This window comes from Amycolatopsis xylanica, assembly GCF_900107045.1.
Lineage (GTDB): Bacteria > Actinomycetota > Actinomycetes > Mycobacteriales > Pseudonocardiaceae > Amycolatopsis > Amycolatopsis xylanica.
In genome coordinates, this window is the sequence record NZ_FNON01000012.1 from 44722 (window position 1) to 65856 (window position 21135).

A 21135-nucleotide genomic window follows, 5' to 3' on the forward strand; every position below is an offset into this window, starting at 1 on the left:
GAGAGTTTTCGACATGAGAATCCGACGCACCCTCGCCGGGCTCGCCGTACTGGGGCTCGCCGCCGGCTGCGCCCCGACCCAGTCGGCTCCGGCCGCCGGAGGGGACGAGAAGACCGGCACCCTGCGGGTCTGGCTGTTCGACGAGGCCAACCGGGCGCCGAAGGAGGCGACGGTCAAGGAGGCCATCGCCGAGTTCAAGGCCGCGCACGCCGGCGTGGAGATCGACGTCCAGTGGATCCCGGTCGAGGGGCGTGCGGACAAGTTCTCCGGCGCCTTCAACGATCCGTCCAACGCGCCCGACGTCGCCGAGTACGGCAACACCGACGCCGCGAGCTACGTCGAGACCGGCGCGCTCACCGACCTGACCGGTGATCTGCAGAGCTGGAAGGAAGGCGCCGATCTGGTGCCGTCCGTGCTCGAGACGGCCAAGGTCGGCGGCAAGGCCTACGGTTTGCCGTGGTTCACCGGCGTCCGCGCGCTGTACTACCGCACCGACATCTTCACCGAGCTGGGCCTCACGCCGCCGAAGACGATGGCGGAGCTGGCCGAGACCGCGCGCAAGATCCGGGCCAAGAAGCCGGACCTGTACGGCATTTCCGTCGGTGGCAAGTACATCTACGCGATCATGCCGTACCTCTGGGCCGCCGGTGGCGAACTGGCCAAACAGGACGGTCCAAGGTGGACGTCCGCGTTGAACACCGAGGCGTCGAAGACCGGTATCACCAACTACGCGAGCCTGCTGAAGGCGGACATCTGCCCGCCGGAGCAGTGCGCGAACCTCACCGGGACGCAGAGCATCACGGCGTTCGCGGGCGGCAAAGCCGGGATGTCGATCGGCGGTGACTTCAACCGCAAGGCCGTCGAGGCCGGCGCGGTGAAGGGCAAGTACGCGGTGGTCCCGCTGCCGGGCACCACGGAAGGCAAGATCGCGCCGGCGTTCGCGGGCGGCAACCTGCTCGGCGTGTTCAACGCCAGCAAGCGGCGCGGCCTCGGCGTCGAGTTCATCCAGCTGCTCGGCGGGGCGAAGTACCAGGCGAAGATGTACCAGGGCATGGGCAACCTGCCCACGCTCGCCTCGGTGCAGCAGCAGGTTTCGCAGAGCGACCCGTTCCTCAAGCCGTTCGTCGAGACGGTGAAGGCGGGCACCAAGTTCGTGCCGGTCACGCCCTCGTGGGCGCGGATCGACGCGCAGAACATCCTGCCGACCGCGGTGCAGCAGATCGCGACCGGCGGCCAGCCGGTCGACACCGCGCTCAACGACGCGGCCGACAAGATGAACAAGGCGTTCGGGTCGTAGATGGCCACCGGACAACTGACGCGTCCCGCCCCCGTGACTCCTGAACGGAAAGCCGTCAGGAAGCGCGGGGACGGGCGCGCCGCCGCCTGGTATCTGGCACCCGCGGCGATTCTCTTGGGCGCGCTGCTGCTCTATCCGATCTACCAGCTCGTCCTGATCTCGTTCTACGACTACGGGCAGCCGCAGGCCGCCGGGCGCGCGCCGCTGAAGTTCCTCGGCTTCGCCAACTACCTGGACCTGTTCGAGAACGCGCAGTTCTGGACGGTGCTCGGCAAGACACTCGGCTTCGCGGGCACCTGCGTCGTCGGCAGCCTGGTGATCGGCACCGCGCTGGCCGTGCTCGCGACCCGGGTGCGCGCCTTCCCCCGGATGCTGCTCTTCCTGGCCGCGCTGGCGGCTTGGGCGACACCGGCGATGGCGGGCTCGTACGTCTGGCTGTTCCTGTTCGACGCCGATTTCGGCCTGGTGAACGAGATACTGGTCGGCATCGGCTTCGACGGCATGGCGCACCACTCGTGGACCTTCGGCACGGTCAGCACGTTCGGGCTGGTCGCGGCCGAGGTGATCTGGTGCTCGTTCCCGTTCGTCATGGTGACGATGTACGCGGGCATCCAGGCGATTCCCGCGGAGGTGCTGGAAGCGTCCTCTTTGGACGGCGCGTCGTGGTTCCGCACCACCAGGTCGGTGATCGTGCCGATGCTGCGGCCGCTGCTGATGATCGCGACCATCCAGTCGATCATCTGGGATTTCAAGGTGTTCACCCAGATCTACGTGATGACCAACGGCGGTGGCGTCGCCGGGCGCAACCTCGTGCTCAACGTCTACGCCTACCAGCAGGCGTTCGCAGGCTCGCAGTACGGGCTCGGCGCGGCGATCGGGGTCGTCATGACGCTGCTCCTGCTGTCGATCACCGGGCTGTACGTCCGGTCGCAACGCAGGAGCGACGCATGGCTCTAGTACGCAAGCCGGGCAGACTCGTCGCCGAGGTGGTGACGGTCGTGATCGCGGGCATCGTCGCATTCCCGATCTACTGGATGGTCCTGTCCGCGCTGAAGCCGGCGGGCGAGGTGCAGTCGGCGAACCCGAAGCCGTGGACGACCTCACCATCGTTCGAGAGCTTCAACCGGGTGCTGAACGTGTCCGGGTTCGGGCAGTTCTTCCTGAACAGCGTGCTCGTCGCGGTCGCCGTGGTGCTGCTGTCGCTGCTGATGTCCTTTTTGGCCGCGGTCGCGCTGACCCGGTTCAACTTCCGCGGCCGCACGGTGCTGCTGGTGATGCTGCTGGTCGCGCAGATGGTCCCGATCGAGGCGCTGACCATCCCGCTGTTCTTCCTGATGCGGTCGGTCGGCGACGTCGCGCCCGCGTTCGGGCTCAACGAACTGGGTTCGCTGGTGCTGGTGCACCTGGCGTTCAGCCTGCCGTTCGCGATCTGGATGCTGCGCGGCTTCGTCGCGGCCGTCCCGGTCGAGTTGGAGGAAGCGGCCAAATTGGACGGTGCGAGCCGGTTGCGGTTCACCTGGCAGATCCTGTTCCCGTTGGTGGCGCCGGGTCTCGTGGCGATCAGCGTGCTCGCGTTCATCCACGCGTGGAACGACTTCCTGTTCGCGAAGACGTTCATCATCTCCAAGACCGACAACCAGACGCTGCCGCAGGCGATCCTGGTCTTCTTCAAACCCGAGGACACCGATTGGGGCGCGGTGATGGCTTCGTCGACCTTGATGACGATTCCGGTGCTGATCTTCTTCGTGCTGGTGCAGCGCAGGCTGGTCTCCGGCATGGCCGGGGCGGTGAAGGGATGACGGGCTTCGACGGGCTCCTTCCCCGCCCGGTTTCCGTGACGCCCCAGCCTGGTTCGTGCCCATGGCCGACCGAAGTACAGGTACGCCGGGACTCGGACTTGCCCGCAGAGGGCTACCGGCTGGAGATCACGCCGTCGTCCGTGACGCTGGACGTCGCCGACGCGGCGGGCGAGTTCTACGGCCGTCAGACGTTGCGTCAGCTGGCCGGGCCGTCGTGGTTCCGGTCTGTCCCGGGTGGACCGTCCACTGTGCCCTGTGGTGTGGTGGTCGACCATCCCCGGTTCGCCTGGCGCGGATGCCTGCTCGACGTCGCCCGGCATTTCCGCACCAAGGCGGAGGTGCTGCGGTTCATCGACCTGCTGGCGGCGCACAAGCTGAACGTGCTGCACCTGCACCTGACCGACGACCAGGGCTGGCGCATCGAGATCCCGGAATTCCCCCGGCTCACCTCGGTCGGCGGGTGGCGCACCGGTTCGATGGTCGGCCGCCACGACGGTCCCGAGCGCGACGGCCGACCCCACGGCGGCTTTTATACTCTGGACGACCTCCGCGAGATCGTCGCCTACGCGGGTCTGCGGGCGGTGACGGTGGTCCCGGAGATCGACATCCCCGGCCACGCCCGCGCGGCCATCGCGGCCTACCCCGAGCTGGGCCCGGATCCCTCCGCGCAGTGGGAAGTCTGGACCTCGTGGGGCATCAGCACCTCGCTGCTGAACACCTCGGAGTCCACAGTGGACTTCTTCAAGGCGGTGTTCGACCAGCTCTTGGAGATCTTCCCGTCCGAGATGATCGGCATCGGCGGCGACGAGGTGCCCGGCGCGACCGCCGAGCACGGCCTCTTCGTCCGCAAGATCATCGCGCACCTCGAGTCCCGCGGCCGCCGCGCGCTCTGCTGGGACGAGGTGCTCGAGATCCCCGATCTGCCCAAGGTGACCATCAGCTCCTGGCGCAACTCGGAGGCGGGCGCCATCGCCGCCGCGGCCGGGCACGACGTGGTCATGTGCCCCGAGCAGCACGTCTACCTCGACCACCGCCAGTCCGATCACCCGGACGAACCGATCCCGGTCGGCTTCGTGCGCACGCTCGAAGACGTGTACGCCTACGATCCGGCGTTGCCCGGCATCCTCGGCACGCAGGCGCAGGTGTGGAGCGAGCACCTCGACACCGCCCGCCGCGTCGACTACGCGGCGTTCCCGAGGCTGAGCGCGTTCGCGGAGGTCGCCTGGAGCCCGGTCGAAGGCCGGGACTTCGCGGAGTTCCTGCCCCGCCTGCGTGATCACCACCTGCCGCGCTTGGACGCCCTCGGCGTCGAGTACCGCCCGCTGGACGGGCCGCACCCGTGGCAGACCCGCCCAGGCGTCCCCGGTCGCCCGATCTAGCCGGGGGTCGTGAGTGTTGCGACCGGTTCTAACCGGCCAAAACACTCACGACCCACTCCGTCACGCGGAGCCGATCGCGGCGAAGAACTGAAGCGCACGCCGGGCGACTCGGTCGGCCACCTCGGTCGCGGGAAAGTGTCCGACTTCGGCGAGCAGTTCGGCGCGGAGGTCGGTGGCGTGCGTGCCATGTCCGGTCATCAGGCTCACGGGCAGGAGCGGGTCGCGGTCACCCGACAGCACGAGTGTGGGAACGGTCAGCAGAGCCCAGCGATATTTTCCCGCCAGTACCAGCGGGATTTCGCGGCTGATCAGGTTCCGGTAGTACCTGACCGTGGCGCGGACACGGTCCGGCTCGCTGAACTGAGCCAGATACACCGCCTGGTCTTCGCTGGTCAGAGTGGCGGTCCGGTAGATCCAGCGGCGCAGCGCCCATCGGGGGATCGTGGACGCGGCCAGGCGTGGCCCGAGCAGGGGGAGACTGTTGGCGAGGATGTGCCACAGCCGAGGCCCGTGCCGCAATGTCCCGGGTATCGGCCTGAGAAACGGGTTCGCGGTGTTGAGCGCGATGTAGCGGGTGACACGGTCAGGATGGCGCAGCGCAAGCAGGTAGCCTGCCGCACCGCCCCAGTCATGCCCGATCAAGCCGAAGCGGCGCACGCCGAGCCGGTCGAGCAGGCCGAGGACATCATCGGCCATGACCCCGGGCTGGTATCCGTCCGGCGGCGCATCGGTCCACCCGAGTCCCCGCAGGTCCGGGCAGATCACCCGGTGATGACGGGCCAGCACGGGGATGACGTGCCGCCACTGCCACCAATGCTGCGGCCAGCCGTGCAGCAGGACAACAGGGTCGCCACGGCCGGCAAGCGCGACATGCGTGCGCAGCCCGCCGACGTCGAGGAACCGATGCTCGACGCCCGCCAGTTCGGGCATCGGGCGTCCGGTCATCGGAACCTCCTTGATCAGGGAGAATGAGTGCGGCCACGACAATAACAAACAGGCTGCCTGTTTTAAAGGCCTGGACCAGGAAGCAGTGATGGGACGCCAAGCCGAGAAATCCGAGACCACCCGCGCCGCCCTGATCTCCGCGGCACGCGAACTGTTCGCCGAGCACGGCTACGCGGCTGTCGGCACCACGGAGATCGTCACCAGGGCGAACAGCTCCCGCGGCGCGATGTATCACCATTTCAAGGACAAGCAGGAACTGTTCCGCGCCGTGTACGAACAGATCCAGCAGGAACTCATGGACGACGTGTCAGCGCACATGTCGCACACCGGCGACGGCGGGCCGCTCGCCGCGTTCGAAGCGGGCCTGCGCTCTTTCCTGCTCGCCTGCCTTCAGCCTGACAAAGCCCGTATCGGGCTGATCGACGCACCCGCCGTTCTCGGCTGGCGGCAATGGCGAGAATTGGATGAGCAGTACGCGCTCGGCATGGTGACAGCAGGCCTGCAACTGGGCGTCGACGCGGGCGTCCTGCGCACCGACGTGCCCGTCCGTTTCCTGGCCCACTTGGTTCTGGCCGCACTAGGCGAGGCAGGCCTGCTCATCGCCGGCGCCACCGACCCCGGCGCGGCGCGCCTCGAAGCCGAACGAGCCTTGCTCGCCCTCCTTGACGGACTCCGCACGGCCTGAGCGCCCGCACGATCACCACCTGCCACGGCCGGACGCGCTCGGCGTCGAGTACCGGAACGTCGGTTACCGTGATCGGGTGGGCGAAGACGAAATCGGAGTGGTGACCGCGCTCGTGCGCTCGTCGTTCCTGGTGAACGCGGTGTACGCGGAGTCGGGCCGCGAGCACGGCCTGACTCCGCAGCAGGGGCAGCTGCTGTGCGTGCTGATGGCGCGGCCGCAGGGCATGAGCGACCTGATCGCGACACTCGGCCTTGCCAAGTCGAGCCTCACCGGCCTGGTCGACCGCACCGAGCGCAACGGCCTCGTCCGCCGCGAACCCGACCCCTCGGACGCCCGCGCGGTCCGCGTCGCCCTCACCCCGCACGGCGCCAAGCTCGCCTCGGAGTTCTACGACGAGACTTGCCGCCGGATCGAGCAGTTGCCGGGCGGGTTGAGCGCCGCCGAGCGCGCCCTGCTGGCGAACTTGCTCGGGCGCATCGTGTCCGACAACAAGGTCCCCGTGGTGTTCTGACCCTCGCCCGACGCCTTGGGGTCGTGAGTGTTCAGGCCGGTTAGAACCGGCCGCATCACTCACGACCCGAGATCACGGCCCACTCCCAACCCCGGCCTTGCAGTTCGTACAACGAACTAATATGGTTCGTAGTACGAACTGATTCTCTCTGGGGAGCACGCATGACTTTGCCCAACGTCGTCTTCGGCTTCGGCGCGCACAGCGAAATCGCCGAGCAACCGGAACTGCTCCGCCTGACCGAGCAGGCCGACCGCGACGGACTCGACCTCTTTTCCTTGTCCGACCACCCTTACCTGGGCGCCCGTCTCGACGCGTACGCAGCGCTCGGCTTCATCCTCGGCCGCACCCGGCACCTCGGCGGCTTCGTCAACGTCACCAACCTGCCCACGCGGCCCGCACCGATGCTCGCCCGCACGGTCACCTCGCTCTCGACACTCTCCGGCGGCCGAGTCGTGCTCGGCATGGGCGCGGGCGGACTCTGGGACCGCATCGCCGACCTGGGCGTGCCACGACTCTCGGCCGCCGACGCGGTCGACGCCTTCGAGGAGGGCATCACGCTGGTCAGGCTCTTGTCCGGCGGCGGCGAGCCCGTCACCCACGAGGGCACCCATTACCGGGTCACCAAGATCGAGCCCGCCCCGGTCCCCGCGCCGCCGGTGTGGACCGGCTCGGTCGGCCCGAAGTCGCTGGCCGCCACCGGCCGCGTCGCCGACGGCTGGCTTCCCGGTCACGCCGCGGACTGGCTCAGCCCCCGCTACCGAGCGGGCAGGCCGATCATCGACGAAGCCGCCGCTTCCGCCGGCCGCGAGCCGAGCGACGTGCGCACGATCTTCAACTTCCCCGGTCACATCACCGACCGGCCGCTGCCCGCCACCCGTGACCAAGACGGCCGGTGGATCGGCGGTTCCGTCGACCAATGGATCGAGGAACTCACCGGCGCCGTACTCGAGCACGGCGCGTCGGGGTTCATGCTCTTCTCCCCCAGCGGTGGCACGCAGGACCTCACCTCGCTCCGCCGCTGGGGTGCGGAGATCGCCCCAGCCGTCCGCGAGGCCATCTCAGGGCGCACGGTATAGGTCGTTATACATCGATCGTGAGGGCTGCCGCCGCGAGGAGTGCGACGGCACCGCCGATGAGCATGACGATCGACGGCGAGGTCAGGTCGACCACGACGCCGCCGAGCAGGGCGCCCAGTGAAAGGGTCGCTTGGAATGAGGAAGTGAAGACGACGGTGGCCGCCTCACGGGCGTGCGGCGCCGATTTCGCGAACCAGGTTTGCGAGCAGACCGGGACCGCGCCGTACGCGAGTCCCCAGATGGCGAGCAGGATGACCGCACCCGCGCCGAATCTCCCCGCGAGGGGAAGCATCAGCGTGGCGGCCGCCACGGCGCAGGCGCTGACCGTGAACGCGACGCGCAGCCGCGCCATGCCCGCGACGAAGTTGCCCGCGATCCCCGCGATTCCATAGACCAGCAAGAACAGGGTGATCAGCTCCGGGCTCGCCCCGGTGACCTGGCGCAGAAACGGCGTCACATAGGTGTAGGTGCCGAAATGGGCGAGCACGATCAGGAACGTCACGAGCAGGCCGAGCCGGACGCGGGGCTCCCGGAGCAACTCACGAAGCACGGTCAGACTGGTCGTCTGCTCGGCGGGCAACGCGGGCAACACCAGCATCAGCGCGGCGAAGACGGCGAGCGCCAGCATCCCCATGACCGTGAAAGCCACTCGCCAGCCCGCGAGGTCGCCGATGAGAGTGCCCGCGGGCACGCCGAGCACCGAACCGAGCGGGACGGCCGAAAAGATCACCGCGGTCGCCATGCCGACCCGGTCCGGGCGCACCAGTCGGGCCGCCAGCCCGGAGCCGATCGACCAGAACGCGCCGATGACGAATCCGACGAGGACCCTGGAGACGATCATGACCCAGTAGGCCGGGGCGATCGCGGCGAGGAAGTCGGCTGCCGCCAACACGAGCATCAGCACGCACAGCATCACCCGGCGGTCGAACCGTCCAGTCGCGACAGTGACCGCGGGAGCGGCTACGGCGGCCAGCAGGCCGGGCATCGTCATCATCAACCCCGCCGTGCCTGCCGAGATTCCGAAGTTCGAGCCGATGGGCGTCAGCAGGCCGATGGGCAAGATTTCCGTGGTGACAAGGGAAAATATTCCCATCATCACCGAGACGACGGCGGCCTTCGGTCGGGTCGAGGTGAGCATGGGCCAAGTTCAGCAGCTCCGCCGGTGATCGTCTGGCGAGTTCACGACCTCACCGTGCGACGCGATATAAGGTGTTATACGCCGGTTGTGACGTAGGGTCCCGATCATGGGGAACGACGATCTTCAGCTGTCCCAGACCTTCGAATGGCGAGGCCGCTCAGTCGCCTGGGATCGGCTGGGGGCCGGAGAACCGGTGGTCATGTGCCACGGAACGCCCTGGTCCGCACAGCTGTGGGCGCCCTTCGCGCGTGCGCTCAGCCGGGAGTACTCCGTCTACCTGTGGGACATGCCGGGCTACGGTCAGTCGTCGAAGCATGCGGGACAGGCGGTCGATCTCGGCACGCAGGGCGAACTGCTGGCCGACCTGCTCGCGCAGTGGGAGCTGGGACGCCCACACGTGGTCGCCCACGACTACGGCGGCGCCGTGGCACTGCGCGCAAACCTGCTGCACGGTGCCGAATACGCCTCGCTCGCGCTGGTCGACGTCGTGGCACTGCGCCCGTGGGGTTCGGACTTCTTCCGGCTCGTCGCCGCGAATGCCGACGTCTTCGCGGCGCAGCCCGCGGTGGTGCACCGGGGTGCGCTGGAGTCGTACATCGCGACGGCCAGCCATCGTGGCCTCACGCGCGCGCAACTCGACACGTTGACCGAGCCGTGGCTGAGTGTCGACGGGCAGCGCGCATTCTACCAACAGATCGCGGAGGCCGACGTCCGCCACACCGACGAGGTGCAGGACCGCTATGCCGAACTCGACCTGCCGGTCAAGGTCATCTGGGGCGCCGAGGACACTTGGATTCCGGCGGACAGGGCGTCGAAGCTCGCCGAGGCAATCCCCGGCGCGGTACTGGACATCATCCCCGGGGCAGGCCACCTCATCCAGTACGACGCACCCGTCGAACTCGCGATTTCCCTGCACCGCTGGCTGACTCGCTTCTGACCGTCATACGTCGCGATTGTTGGCGCCGGGTCCGTCGAGATTCCAGGCGACGACGCGACGCGGGTGAATGCGCACGACATCGTTGCTGAAGCCATCCAGTAACGGAACGTCGGCGAGCAGCACCTCGACATCGCCGCGGATCTCGATACCGCGCCCGCGCTGACCACCCGGTCCGACCGGCTCTGAAGCCGTGTCATCGACGACGAGCGAGGCACGCGGATCGGCCTGGATGTTGCGGTACTTCTGCGAGCGACTCAACGCCGGACCGCCGATGTCGATCGTCCCGTCGTCGTTCACGAAGTAGGTGACCGGATGATTTTGCGGTGCACCCGCCGGGCCGATCGTGGCCAGCCTGCCCAGCGCCAGCGTCTTCAGGTACTCGCGTTCCGTCTCGGTGAAGATCATGCGTCCAGGCTCACACTTCGAGCTTGGTAGAGGTCAAGAACCTCACCGTGCGCGGTACCAGACCTCCGGCCTGCCGACCTGGCCGTAGCGGGGCTCGCGCTGCGCGAGTCCGTTGTCCGCCAGGTATTCCAGGTACCGGCGCGCGGTAACCCGGGAGGCGCCGATCGCGGCGGCCGCGGCTCCGGCCGACAAGCCGTCTTCGGCCGCGGCCAACGCCTCGGTGATCGCCGTCAACGTCGGCGCGCTCATGCCTTTCGGCAGCGACGACTGGTCCGAAGCACGCAGCGAACCCAGTGCGCGGTCGATCTCCGCCTGGCCTGCGACTTCGCCCGCTGAACTCCGGAACTCGGCATAGCGTTCGAGTTTTTCCTTCAGTGAAGCGAAAGTGAAGGGCTTCAGCAGATACTGGACCACGCCGACCGAGACCGCGGCCTTCACGACGGCGAGGTCGCGCGCCGAGGTCACCGCGATGACGTCGACCGGGAAACCGGCCGCGCGCAGCGAACGGCAGACCGCGAGGCCGTGGGTGTCGGGCAGATAGAAGTCCAGCAGCACCAGGTCGACGGGATTGCGCTCGACGAAACGCAACGCGTCCCCGCCCGAATGCACCACCCCGGCGACGCTGAACCCGGCGAGGCGTGAGACGTAGACCTTGTGCGCCTCGGCGGCGACCGGCTCGTCCTCGACGATCAGCACCTTGATCACAGCGGCAGCCTGACCGTGAAGACCGCGCCGGTGTCGGCGCCGATGTCGATCGTGCCGTGGTAGCGGCGGACCGCCTGGCCGACCAAGGCCAGGCCGACGCCGTGGCCCTCGGCCGGTTTCGTCGACCAGCCGCGGCGGAAGACGTCGACGCCCGGTGGCACGCCAGGACCGTCGTCGGAGACGCGCAGGAGCAGCTCGCCGTCGGAGGAACGGGCCGTGACGACCACCGACGAAGACGCGGCGTCGATGGCGTTGTCGATCAGATTGCCCAGGATGGTCACGAGATCGCGGGCGGCGATGGCGGTGTCTTCGATGGCGGTGTCCTCGGTGATGGTCAGCTCGATGCCGCGCTCGGCGGCCTCCGCCGCTTTGCCGAGCAGCAATGCCGCCAGCACGGGCTCCTCGACGGCGCCGACGACGCGGTCGGTCAGCTGCTGCGCCAGCTGGAGTTCGGCGGTGGCGAACTCGACCGCCTCGCGCGGTTTGCCGATCTCGACCAGGGAAACGACGGTGTGCAGCCGGTTCGCGGCCTCGTGCGCCTGGGAACGCAGCGCCTCCGCGAAACCGCGGACCGTGTTCAGCTCGCCGGTGAGCGTCTGCAACTCCGTGTGGTCGCGCAAGGTCACCACGGTGCCCATGCTCACCGGCGTCACGTTGATCACCAGCACGCGCGTGTCGGTCACGTGGATCTCGTCGGCGCGGCTGCTCATGAACGCCTCGGCCAGGCCGTCCGGCAGGCCGAGGTCGGCCACGGCGGAACCGGTCGGATCGGGGACGTCCAGCAGGTCGCGGGCACCGTCGTTGCACAGCAGGATGACGCCGTCACCGCCGACGAGCACGAGGCCTTCGCGCACCGCGTGCAGCACGGCCTCGTGATAGGAGAACATGTCGCGCAGCTCGGCGGGCGCGACGCCATGGGTCTGGCGCCGGACCCGCGCGCTCACCAGCAGGCTGCCGATGAGCCCGGCGACCAGCACCGAGCCGATGACCGCGGCGAGCGTCCACAGCCGCTCGCGCAGATCCGCGGAGATCGTGTCGACCGTGATGCCGACCGAGACCATCGCGACCACCTGGCCGCCGGACTTCACCGGCACGATCGTGCGCACCGACGGGCCGAGCGAACCCGTGTACGTCTCGGTGAACACACTGCCCTGCAACGCTTCCACGGTCGTGCCGATGTAATGCTGGCCGATCAGCGCCGGATTCGGGTGGGTGAAGCGGATGCCGTCACGGTTCATGATCGTGATGAAGTCGACCTCGGTGTCGGACCGCACCCGTTCCGCGAACGGCTGCAGCGTCGCCGACGGGTCCGGAGTGGACAGTGCGGCCTGCACGCTCGGCGCGTCGGCGACCGTGCGCGCGACGACGGTGACCTTGTCCCGCGCCTTGGCGTCGGTCGCGCTGTCCGCGTCGAGATAGGCCAGCAGGAAACCGGCCCCGGCGAGCACACCCACGATGGCGGCCTGGAGCACGAGCAACTGCCTGGCGAGACTCCACTGGCGTGGCTTCGTTGGCACCCGCACATACCAGCACAAGTCTTCAACCAGCTGTCACCGGCATGTACTCAATGAACACAACCGTGACCTGGCTCACCCGGGCACGCATAGTCTCCGCAATCCCTTTTACCCCCTGCTGGAGGCAATGGTGCCCACCGCCACCCGACGACGCGACAAAACGCACTACTTGTATTTAGCCGTGTTGGCCGCCGTGGTGCTCGGCGTCCTGGTCGGCTTCCTCGCACCCGGGTTCGCCAAGGACCTCAAGCCGCTCGGCACCGGGTTCGTGAACCTGATCAAGATGATGATCACCCCGATCATCTTCTGCACGATCGTGCTCGGCATCGGCTCGGTGGCCAAGGCCGCCAAGGTCGGCCGCGTCGGCCTGATGGCGCTCGGCTACTTCGTGCTCATGTCGACGTTCGCGCTCACCATCGGCCTGATCGTCGGCAACCTGCTCCACCCCGGCAGCGGGCTGCACCTCACCCCGTCCGACATCACCAAGGCGCACAATCAGGCCACCGGCGCGGCGAGCACCACCGACTTCCTGCTCGGCATCATCCCGACGAGCTTCGCGTCGGCGTTCACCAGCGGCCAGGTGCTGCAGACGCTGCTCGTCGCGCTGCTCACCGGCTTCGCGCTGCAGAAGCTCGGCGCGAAGGGCAAGCCGATCCTGAACGGGATCGAGCACATCCAGCGCCTGGTGTTCCGCATCCTCGCCATGGTCATGTGGGCCGCCCCGATCGGCGCGTTCGGCGCCATCGCGGCCGTCGTCGGTGAGACCGGCTGGGGCGCGCTGCGCAGCCTCGCGGTCATCATGATCGGCTTCTACCTGACCTGCCTGGTGTTCGTGTTCGGCGTGCTCGGCGCGGTGCTGTGGGTCGGCGCGCGGGTCAACATCTTCAGCCTGCTGAAGTACCTGGGCCGCGAGTTCCTGCTGATCCTGTCGACCTCGTCCTCGGAGTCGGCGCTGCCGAGGCTCATCGCGAAGATGGAGCACCTCGGGGTCAGCAAGCCGGTCACCGGCATCACCGTGCCGACCGGCTACTCGTTCAACCTCGACGGCACCGCGATCTACCTGACGATGGCCACGCTGTTCATCGCCACCGCGCAGGACAAGCCACTGTCACTGGGCGAGCAGATCTCGCTGCTGGTGTTCATGATCATCGCGTCCAAGGGCGCGGCGGGCGTCAGCGGCGCCGGCATCGCGACGCTGGCCGGTGGCCTGCAGTCGCACCGGCCGGAGCTGGTCGACGGCGTCGGCTTCATCCTCGGCATCGACCGGTTCATGTCGGAGGCCCGTGCGCTGACCAACTTCGCGGGCAACGCCGTCGCCACCGTGCTGATCGGGTCGTGGACCAAGGAGTTCGACCGCGACCAGGCGAGCCGCGTGTTCGCGGGCCAGGCACCCTTCGACGAGACCACCTTGCTCGACGAGCATTCCGAACCTCCCTCGGAACGCAAGGAAGAGCGGGAACCCGCGGCGGTCTGACCGCCGCCTGGTCGTCGGGCGGGGGTCCCCCGTTCCCGCCCGGCGACCGGGATAAAGCGGGCTTTATCCCGGTCTGGGATAAAGCCCGCTAAATCCCGTTCGTCAGATGAGCCACGAGTCCCCGGCGGCCACGCCCCATCATCAAGGCGTGGTTCGCCCGGAAGACAGGCCGGGCGACGCGGTCGAAGCGTCGCAGGATCCGCTTGTGCGCCACCACTTCCTGCACGATCTCGAGCCTGGTCGTCCCGCCGAGATCGGTGATCCGCCCGGCGAGGAACCCTTCTAGGTCACCGCTGAGGTCCACCCTGATCCGCCCGGCCGACTCGTCCTCGACGGCCCGCCGCAGGCGCAGGACCAGCTCGAACGGCAGCGTCGCCCGGCACACCAGCTCCGCGGTGTCGTCGTCGATCCGGCGTACCGAGCGGACGTCCGGCCACCAGTCCGGATACCCGGCCAGGTCGACGACGGCGCCGAACACGAGGTTCGGCGCCGCCGCCACCAGCCAGGTGCTCCGGAACCGGTAGGACCTCATGCCGAGGCCGACACCAGCTTCCGCCCGTCGGTGGTCACCACGTCGACTGAGGCGACCTGATCGGCGGGCACCAGCGCGGACCCGTCGAGCCCGGTGCCGTCCTTCTCACCCTTGGCCGAGACGACCCAGCTGCCGGCGATGATCGCCTCTCCCGCCTTCGACATGACGATGAGCTGGCATTTCTCACCAGCGTGCACGCCGTCGACCTTCGCGTGCACCCTGATCCAGCCCGCCGCCGGTGTCACCGTGGCGGCGAGTTTCACGCTGCCGTCCGTCCCGGCGAGCGTCTTCGTGCCGGGCACCGCCGAAGTCGTCGGGATCGCCACCGGCGGGTTCGTGCCCTCCGGCGCGGTCTGCCTGCCGACGAGCACGCCGCCGCCCAGCGCCACCACGACCAGCGCCGCCGCGCCGGCGAGCGCCAGGAACCGCTTCGGACGGCGCGGGGTGCCGGTCAGGGCCTCCTCCGCCGCCCGCACGCTGCGCAGCGTGCGCTGCAGCAGCAGGTCACCACCCTCGGGGGGACCGTCGAGGAACGCCTCCGGCGGTACCTCGTCCAGCTGTACGCGTAGTTCGTTCAGTTCATCCGCTTCGCGACGGCAGGCGTCGCAGGTGGCGAGATGGGCTTCGAACTCGCGGCTTTCGTTCTCGTCCAAAGCTCCGAGAACGTACGCGCCCAGCGGCGCGTGATCGTGATCAATCGCGCTCATCGCGCTGCCTCCGTTCCTTTGCCCTGCATCACGGCTCTGAGAGCCCGTAGTGCGTAATAGGACCGGGATTTCACCGTGCCAGCGGCGATGCCCAGTGATTGGGCCGCCTCCGTGACGGTGTGTCCCCGGTAGTACAACTCGACGAGCACTTCCCGGTGTTCCGGGGAAAGCCCGTCCATCGCGCCCAGCACGGTCATCGAATCGACCACACCCTGGGCGTGGTCCTTCGTGGTCGCGGGCGATTCGGCGGGCTCTTCGACCTCCTGGGGACGGGAAGCTCGCGCCCGCACCTTGTCGGTGATGATGTTCCGCGCCACGGTGAGCAGCCACCCGCGGACCGAGCCCTTGCCGTTCTCCAGGTCGTCGGCGTGTTTCCAAGCCCTGACCAATGTCTCCTGCACCACGTCCTCGGCGGCAGCCCGATCACCGGTCAGCCTGGTGGCGTACGCCAGCAGGCTTCTGCCGTGCTCCTCGTACAAGTGCCGGATCAGGTCTTCGCCCTTGGCCCGCTTGGGCCGCCAGCCTCCGATCGCCACTCGCGTCCTCTCGCCGCTGTTCTTGGTCGGCGAGGACAGTACTGCAACACGGACGCCGAAGGTTGCCGCACCAGCGAGAGATGCGCTCATCCGCGCCCCGCCTTCGAGCCGTCAGCGAAAGCGGTGCGCGTGACGAACACGGTCCGGGTACCGGTCATGGGGACCTCCTGGTGCTTCGAGGTCCGCCCTGCCGGCGCGACCTGATGACACCACCCACACGACCGGGTTGCCCGACCGGTTCAAATCGTTGACGAAAATTTCCCTCAGTGCGCCAGGATCTCCTTGAGGAACTGGCCGGTGTAGCTCTCCTCGGTGGCCGCGACCTGCTCCGGCGTGCCCTGCGCGACGAGCGTGCCGCCGCCGGAGCCACCCTCCGGACCCATGTCGATGATCCAGTCCGAGGTCTTGATGACGTCGAGGTTGTGCTCGATCACGATGACCGAGTTGCCCTTGTCGACCAGGCCGTTGATGACGCCGAGCAGCTTGCGGATGTCCTCGAAGTGCAGGCCGGTGGTCGGCTCGTCGAGGATGTAGACCGTCTTGCCGGTCGAGCGCTTCTGCAGCTCGCTGGCCAGCTTGACGCGCTGCGCCTCGCCGCCGGACAGGGTTGGCGCAGGCTGGCCGAGCCGCACGTAACCGAGCCCGACGTCGACCAGCGTCGCCAGGTGGCGGTGGATGGCCTTGATCGGCTCGAAGAACTCCGCGGCCTCCTCGATCGGCATGTCGAGGATGTCCGAGACCGTCTTGCCCTTGTAGTGGACTTCGAGGGTCTCGCGGTTGTACCGGGCGCCCTTGCAGACCTCACACGGGACGTAGACGTCCGGCAGGAAGTTCATCTCGATCTTGATCGTGCCGTCGCCCGCGCACGCCTCGCAGCGCCCGCCCTTGACGTTGAACGAGAACCGGCCCTGCTGGTAGCCGCGGACCTTCGCCTCGGTGGTGGACGCGAACAGCTTGCGCACGTGGTCCCACACGCCGGTGTAGGTGGCCGGGTTGGACCGCGGGGTCCGGCCGATCGGCGACTGGTCGACCCTGACGAGCTTGTCGACCTCGCCGAGGCCGTTGATCCGGGTGTGCCTGCCCGGCACCTGGCGCGCGCCGTTGAGCTTGTTCGCCAGCACGGTGGCCAGGATGTCGTTGACCAGCGTCGACTTGCCGGAGCCGGAGACGCCGGTGACCGAGACGAGGCAGCCGAGCGGGAAGCTCACGTCCAGCCCGCGCAGGTTGTGCTCGCGCGCGCCCACGACGGTCAGCTGGCGCTTCTTGTCGACCGGGCGCCGGATGGCGGGCACCTCGATCCTGTGCTTGCCCGCGAGGTAGAGCCCGGTCAGCGAGTCCTTGTTGCGCAACAGTTTCTTGTACGGTCCACTGTGGACGATGTGACCGCCGTGCTCACCCGCGCCGGGGCCGATGTCGACCACCCAGTCGCTCGATCGGATGGTGTCCTCGTCGTGCTCGACCACGATCAGCGTGTTGCCGAGGTCGCGCAGCCTGGTCAGCGTCTCGATCAGGCGGTGGTTGTCGCGCTGGTGCAGGCCGATCGACGGCTCGTCCAGCACGTACAGCACGCCGACCAGCCCGGAGCCGATCTGCGTCGCCAGCCGGATGCGCTGCGCCTCGCCGCCCGACAGCGTGCCGGACGCGCGGTCCAGCGAGAGGTAGGTGAGGCCGACGTCGAGCAGGAAGCGCAGGCGGGCCTGGATCTCCTTGAGCACCGCGCCCGCGATCATCTTCTCGCGGGTGCCGAGCACCAGCGAGTCGAGGAACTCCGAGGCCTCGGCGATGGACAGGGCACAGACCTCGGCGATCGAGTGGTCGCCCTTGGTGGCGTGCTCCAGCGTGACCGCGAGGATCTCCGGCTTGAGGCGAGTGCCCTGGCAGGCCGGGCACGGCACCTCGCGCATGTAGCCCTCGTACCGCTCGCGCATGTACTCGGACTCGGTCTGCTCCTGGCGCCGCTCCAGGAACGGGATGACGCCCTCGAAGTTCGCGTAGTACGAGCGCTGGCGGCCGTACCGGTTCTTGTAGCGGACGTGGACCTGCTCGTCGACACCGTGCAGCACGGCCTTCTGCGCCTTGGCTGGCAGCTTGCGCCACGGGGTGTCCATGCGGAAGCCGATGGTCTCCGACAGCGACTCGAGCAGGCGGATGAAGTACTCCGCGCTCTGGCCGCCCGCCCAGGGCGCGATGGCGCCCTCGCCGAGCGAGAGCTCGTCGTCCGGGACGACCAGCTCGGGGTCGACCTCCTTGCGGATGCCGAGGCCGGTGCACTCCGGGCAGGCGCCGTACGGCGAGTTGAAGGAGAACGAGCGGGGCTCGAGGTCCTCGATGGCCAGCGGGTGGCCGTTCGGGCAGGCGAGGTTCTCGGAGAAGCCGCGCTTGCGGTGCGGGTCGTTCTCGTCCAGGTCGACGAAGTCCAGCTCGACCAGGCCGTCGGCGAGCCGCAGCGCCGTCTCGACCGAGTCGGTGAGCCGCTGCCGCGAGCTCGCCTTGACGCTCAGCCGGTCGATCACGACGCCGATCTCGTGCTTTTCCTGCTTCTTCAGCTTCGGCGGGTCGGTCAGCGCATGGACCGTGCCGTCGACCAGCACGCGGGCGTACCCCTGCTGCTGCAGGTTCGCGAACAGGTCCGCGTACTCGCCCTTGCGGCCGCGCACGACCGGGGCGAGCACCTGGAACTTGATGCCCTCGTCCATCTCGAGCACCTGGTCGACGATCTGCTGCGGCGTCTGCTTGCTGATCAGCTCGCCGCACTTCGGGCAGTGCGCCTTGCCGGCGCGCGCGTAGAGAAGCCGCAGGTAGTCGTAGACCTCGGTGATGGTGCCCACCGTCGAGCGCGGGTTGCGCGAGGTGGACTTCTGGTCGATCGACACCGCGGGCGAGAGGCCCTCGATGAAGTCGACGTCCGGCTTGTCCATCTGACCCAGGAACTGGCGGGCGTAGGCCGACAGCGACTCGACGTAGCGGCGCTGCCCTTCGGCGAAGATGGTGTCGAACGCGAGGCTCGACTTGCCGGACCCGGACAGGCCGGTGAAAACGATGAGGCTGTCCCGGGGCAGGTCGAGGTCCACCCCACGGAGGTTGTGCTCGCGGGCGCCGCGAACAACAAGGCGATCAGCCACGCCAGGGTCCCTTCAAGAATCGGTCTTGGAGCGCTCATGCGGAGCGCCACCCCATGCTAGGACGGACCACCGACAGAAATCGGCGACGCGGTCTTCGCATGCCCCTCTACCAGGTCATCCACCGGTGGGGACGGGTGAGGCAACGCGAGCGGTGCAGCTTTTTGTTCCCTCGTGAGCAGGCGGTACGCCGGGCGTTCGACGAGCACCGTCAGCAGCCAGCCGGCCACGATCGCCGCGGCCAGCACGAGTACCAGTCTCTCCCACGGTGTCGCGCCGAGGTCGCGCAGGGCCCTGGCCAGCATGTAGCCGAGCTCCTGGTGCACCAGATACAACCCGAAAGAGATACCGGCCAGCCATTTGATCGGCCGGGCGAGTGGCCGCAGCCACGTCCAGTCAGGGCCTTTCGCCGCCGCGCACATCGCGAGGAGCATCACGCCGAACCCGGCCACCGAAGGCAGCCGCTGCGGGTCGATCGCGGTCGCGTAGTGCAGCGGGAACATGTGCAGGTCCTGCGCGACGACCGCGCTGGCCAGCAGGAGCCCGAGGTGCCAGGTCTTGAGCCGGTTCTTCGTCCACAGGTAGATGGCGATCCCGATGGCGAACGCGTGCACCCGGTGCAGCCCCAGCCCGAAGATCGCGGTGACCGCCCAGCTCGGCGTGTTCGTCGGGGTGAAGATCACGAACCGGATGAGCAGCGGAACGGCCAGCATCGCCCAGATCAGCGCGACCATGGTCTTGTCCGTCCGCCACTTGCGCGGGAAGAGCAGCGCGGCGGCGGTGAACGCCATGATCTGCACCGGCAGCGTCCAGTACGAGCCGTCGAGGTAGTTGAAGTCCGTCGACCAGCCCTGGATCATGAAGATGTTGGCGTACAGGTCGAGCCCATTGGGCAGGTACCACGGCGCGTCCGTGGTCGGCGACCCGATCGCCGGATCGAACAGGAACCCACTCAGCCCGCTGTGCAGCCGCTGCCCGCTGAACGCGGCCGCCGCGATCCGCATGGTCACGTAGGTGATCAGCACGGCGATCAGGTACCCGGGCAGCACTCGGCTCACCTTTTTGAACAGCCACCGCCCCGGCTTGTCCTTACGCAGCGTCGCGCACGCGAAGTACGCCGAGACGACCAGCAGGATCGCCGCGCCGAACTGCACGGGCACGGTGAACGGGTACCCCGCGAGCTCCGGATGCATGATCTTCGACTGGTGCGTGATGTGCCCGAGCACGACCGAGAGGACGGCGACCACCCTGATGACATCCCAACTGAGGCGCCGGGCTGTCGGCTTTGGGGAGTTCGCCACGTTCGTCCTGAGGGTGATCGGGGTCGGGGAACCCCGAGCGTACGTGGCCAACCTGTGACCAAGTTGTGCGGGTAGAACTGGTTGGAGTGAAACGACTACGGTGTGGCAGGTGAACTACACCGGCCACGTCGAGCCGGGCGGCCCAGCCGCCGTCCGCGCACTGCCCGAACTGACGATCACCAAGCTGTCGGTCGGCCCGATGGACAACAACGCGTACCTGCTGGTCTGCCTCCGCACCAACGAGGCGCTCCTGATCGACGCCGCCAATGACCCGGAGCGCATCTCCGACGTCATCGGCCACGGTCCCGACCGCCCCGCGCTGCGCACGGTCGTCACCACCCACCAGCACGGCGATCACTGGCAGGCACTGGGCGCGGTCGCCGGTGCGAACGGTGCGAACACCGCGGCGCACCCCCTCGACGCCTCGGTGCTCCCGATCCCGCCGGACTTCCTGGTCGAGCACGGCGACACGCTCAAGGTCGGCGAGTGCGACCTGGAGATCATCCACCTGCGCGGGCACACGCCCGGTTCGATCGCGCTGCTGTACCGGGACCCGACGGGCTCGCCGCACCTGTTCACGGGCGACTCCCTGTTCCCGGGTGGCGTGGGGCGGACCACCAATCCGGAGGATTTCGCGTCGCTGATCGGTGACGTTACGGAGCGGATCTTCGGGGTGCTGCCGGATGAGACCTGGGTCTATCCGGGGCATGGGGACGACACGACGCTGGGCGCGGAGCGGCCGCACTTGGACGAGTGGCGCGAACGCGGCTGGTAAGGACTCGTGAGTGTTCCGGCCGGTTAGAACCCAATGCCGGGTAGTTAAGGATCGGGCCGGTTGGTCAAGCCTGCCGCTCGGCGGCTGCCTCAGGGCCGGCTGAACGTTGCGAACGGGGCGTTCACAACACTGAACGACGCATACGCCCCGCTCACTACGTCCACCCCCACCCCGAAAAGCAGTCAAATACGACATAGCGGGGCAAAAGTCGGCGACTTGGGTGCCATGTAGACGTTGACCGGCTTGCGATCGGGCCACTGGCGGTGGCCCGGCCTTCGCGAACCCGAGTTTAGGCCACGC

The 21135-nt window shown here is 68.2% G+C and carries 20 protein-coding genes; 10 read left to right on the top strand and 10 right to left on the bottom strand.

The window, feature by feature from the left end:
• The first annotated feature begins 13 nt into the window (after positions 1-13).
• From BLV57_RS38035 to BLV57_RS38050, 4 genes are read left to right on the top strand one after another with little or no spacing between them, the layout of a single operon-like run.
• A complete protein-coding gene (locus BLV57_RS38035; protein ID WP_091298274.1) occupies positions 14-1297 on the top strand; it encodes an extracellular solute-binding protein in 1284 nt (427 codons plus the stop codon).
• A complete protein-coding gene (locus BLV57_RS38040) occupies positions 1298-2254 on the top strand; it encodes a carbohydrate ABC transporter permease (protein ID WP_091298276.1) in 957 nt (318 codons plus the stop codon). It abuts the gene before it with no gap.
• Positions 2245-3096, top strand: a complete 852-nt coding sequence (locus tag BLV57_RS38045) for a carbohydrate ABC transporter permease (RefSeq protein ID WP_091298278.1) — start codon at positions 2245-2247, stop codon at positions 3094-3096. The genes BLV57_RS38040 and BLV57_RS38045 overlap by 10 nt, the downstream gene beginning before the upstream one ends.
• Positions 3093-4475 (top strand): beta-N-acetylhexosaminidase, encoded by a 1383-nt coding sequence (locus tag BLV57_RS38050; protein WP_091298280.1) that lies wholly within the window; start codon positions 3093-3095, stop codon positions 4473-4475. The genes BLV57_RS38045 and BLV57_RS38050 overlap by 4 nt, the downstream gene beginning before the upstream one ends.
• Before the next feature lie 60 nt (positions 4476-4535).
• On the opposite strand, the gene BLV57_RS38055 is transcribed toward BLV57_RS38050, so the two are convergent.
• The gene (locus BLV57_RS38055) at positions 4536-5420 is read right to left on the bottom strand and encodes an alpha/beta fold hydrolase (protein WP_091298283.1); all 885 of its coding nucleotides are present in this window, start codon (positions 5418-5420) and stop codon (positions 4536-4538) included.
• Between the two features lie 88 nt (positions 5421-5508).
• Between BLV57_RS38055 and BLV57_RS38060 the strand changes: the two genes are divergently transcribed.
• The 3 genes from BLV57_RS38060 to BLV57_RS38070 all read left to right on the top strand — a co-directional run bounded on the left by BLV57_RS38060 (position 5509) and on the right by BLV57_RS38070 (position 7692).
• Positions 5509-6105 carry a TetR/AcrR family transcriptional regulator gene (locus tag BLV57_RS38060; protein WP_091298286.1) on the top strand — a complete coding sequence of 199 codons (597 nt, stop codon included), beginning with the start codon at positions 5509-5511 and terminating at the stop codon, positions 6103-6105.
• Positions 6106-6181: 76 nt separating this feature from the next.
• Positions 6182-6616 carry a MarR family winged helix-turn-helix transcriptional regulator gene (locus BLV57_RS38065; protein ID WP_245757685.1) on the top strand — a complete coding sequence of 145 codons (435 nt, stop codon included), beginning with the start codon at positions 6182-6184 and terminating at the stop codon, positions 6614-6616.
• 161 nt (positions 6617-6777) lie between these two features.
• The gene (locus BLV57_RS38070; protein WP_091298288.1) at positions 6778-7692 is read left to right on the top strand and encodes an LLM class flavin-dependent oxidoreductase; all 915 of its coding nucleotides are present in this window, start codon (positions 6778-6780) and stop codon (positions 7690-7692) included.
• A gap of 4 nt (positions 7693-7696) precedes the next feature.
• On the opposite strand, the gene BLV57_RS38075 is transcribed toward BLV57_RS38070, so the two are convergent.
• Positions 7697-8830, bottom strand: a complete 1134-nt coding sequence (locus BLV57_RS38075; protein ID WP_091298290.1) for an MFS transporter — start codon at positions 8828-8830, stop codon at positions 7697-7699.
• Positions 8831-8936: 106 nt separating this feature from the next.
• Between BLV57_RS38075 and BLV57_RS38080 the strand changes: the two genes are divergently transcribed.
• The gene (locus BLV57_RS38080) at positions 8937-9767 is read left to right on the top strand and encodes an alpha/beta fold hydrolase (protein WP_091298292.1); all 831 of its coding nucleotides are present in this window, start codon (positions 8937-8939) and stop codon (positions 9765-9767) included.
• Positions 9768-9770: 3 nt separating this feature from the next.
• On the opposite strand, the gene BLV57_RS38085 is transcribed toward BLV57_RS38080, so the two are convergent.
• The 3 genes from BLV57_RS38085 to BLV57_RS38095 are packed head-to-tail and all read right to left on the bottom strand — an operon-like array spanning position 9771 to position 12394.
• Positions 9771-10172: a PPOX class F420-dependent oxidoreductase gene (locus BLV57_RS38085; protein ID WP_091298295.1), complete on the bottom strand. Its 402-nt coding sequence runs from the start codon at positions 10170-10172 to the stop codon at positions 9771-9773.
• 42 nt (positions 10173-10214) lie between these two features.
• Positions 10215-10877 (bottom strand): response regulator, encoded by a 663-nt coding sequence (locus BLV57_RS38090; RefSeq protein ID WP_091298297.1) that lies wholly within the window; start codon positions 10875-10877, stop codon positions 10215-10217.
• Positions 10874-12394 (bottom strand): sensor histidine kinase, encoded by a 1521-nt coding sequence (locus tag BLV57_RS38095; protein WP_425426078.1) that lies wholly within the window; start codon positions 12392-12394, stop codon positions 10874-10876. The genes BLV57_RS38090 and BLV57_RS38095 overlap by 4 nt, the downstream gene beginning before the upstream one ends.
• A 124-nt stretch (positions 12395-12518) precedes the next feature.
• Here BLV57_RS38095 and BLV57_RS38100 point away from each other — a divergent pair, with 124 nt between their 5' ends.
• The gene (locus tag BLV57_RS38100; protein WP_091298301.1) at positions 12519-13865 is read left to right on the top strand and encodes a cation:dicarboxylate symporter family transporter; all 1347 of its coding nucleotides are present in this window, start codon (positions 12519-12521) and stop codon (positions 13863-13865) included.
• A gap of 88 nt (positions 13866-13953) precedes the next feature.
• Here the strand turns inward: BLV57_RS38100 and BLV57_RS38105 are convergent, their stop codons facing one another.
• The 5 genes from BLV57_RS38105 to BLV57_RS38125 form a co-directional block, all read right to left on the bottom strand.
• Entirely contained in the window at positions 13954-14397 is a 444-nt protein-coding gene (locus BLV57_RS38105) for an SRPBCC family protein (RefSeq protein WP_091298304.1), read from the bottom strand.
• Complete coding sequence (locus BLV57_RS38110) at positions 14394-15104, bottom strand: anti-sigma factor family protein (RefSeq protein WP_091298305.1); 711 nt, start codon at positions 15102-15104, stop codon at positions 14394-14396. The genes BLV57_RS38105 and BLV57_RS38110 overlap by 4 nt, the downstream gene beginning before the upstream one ends.
• Entirely contained in the window at positions 15101-15640 is a 540-nt protein-coding gene (locus tag BLV57_RS38115) for a sigma-70 family RNA polymerase sigma factor (protein ID WP_245757686.1), read from the bottom strand. Before BLV57_RS38115 ends, BLV57_RS38110 begins: the two co-directional genes overlap by 4 nt.
• A gap of 263 nt (positions 15641-15903) precedes the next feature.
• Positions 15904-18762, bottom strand: a complete 2859-nt coding sequence (gene uvrA / locus BLV57_RS38120) for an excinuclease ABC subunit UvrA (protein ID WP_091298311.1) — start codon at positions 18760-18762, stop codon at positions 15904-15906.
• 56 nt (positions 18763-18818) lie between these two features.
• On the bottom strand, positions 18819-20060 hold the full coding sequence (locus tag BLV57_RS38125; RefSeq protein WP_091298314.1) for an acyltransferase family protein: 1242 nt from the start codon (positions 20058-20060) through the stop codon (positions 18819-18821).
• Between the two features lie 100 nt (positions 20061-20160).
• Here BLV57_RS38125 and BLV57_RS38130 point away from each other — a divergent pair, with 100 nt between their 5' ends.
• Positions 20161-20835 (top strand): MBL fold metallo-hydrolase, encoded by a 675-nt coding sequence (locus tag BLV57_RS38130; protein ID WP_091298316.1) that lies wholly within the window; start codon positions 20161-20163, stop codon positions 20833-20835.
• The last annotated feature ends 300 nt before the right edge of the window (positions 20836-21135 follow it).